Source organism: Blautia sp. 210820-DFI.6.14 (assembly GCF_020558815.1).
Lineage (GTDB): Bacteria > Bacillota > Clostridia > Lachnospirales > Lachnospiraceae > Blautia_A > Blautia_A obeum.
This window is the reverse complement of sequence record NZ_JAJCKS010000097.1, coordinates 1-511: the sequence shown is the minus strand read 5'-3', so window position 1 is coordinate 511 and position 511 is coordinate 1. Positions and strand designations below refer to the sequence as shown.

The following is a 511-nucleotide window of genomic DNA, read 5'->3' as shown; positions in this document are numbered from 1 at the left end:
TTCCTTAGAAAGGAGGTGATCCAGCCGCACCTTCCGATACGGCTACCTTGTTACGACTTCACCCCAGTCATCGGTCCCGCCTTCGGCAGCTCCTTCTTTGCAGTTAGGTCACTGACTTCGGGCGTTACTGACTCCCATGGTGTGACGGGCGGTGTGTACAAGACCCGGGAACGTATTCACCGCGGCATTCTGATCCGCGATTACTAGCGATTCCAGCTTCGTGCAGTCGAGTTGCAGACTGCAGTCCGAACTGGGACGTTATTTTTGGGATTTGCTTACCTTCGCAGGCTTGCTTCCCTTTGTTTACGCCATTGTAGCACGTGTGTAGCCCAAATCATAAGGGGCATGATGATTTGACGTCATCCCCGCCTTCCTCCAGGTTATCCCTGGCAGTCTCCTCAGAGTGCCCAGCCGGACTGCTGGCTACTGGGGATAGGGGTTGCGCTCGTTGCGGGACTTAACCCAACATCTCACGACACGAGCTGACGACAACCATGCACCACCTGTCTCC

At 55.4% G+C, this 511-nt stretch carries 1 rRNA gene; it reads right to left on the bottom strand.

Annotated elements, in window-relative coordinates:
* Nucleotides 1–8: 8 nt before the first annotated feature.
* A 16S ribosomal RNA gene (locus LI112_RS17890) occupies nt 9–511 on the bottom strand; the annotation flags it as partial.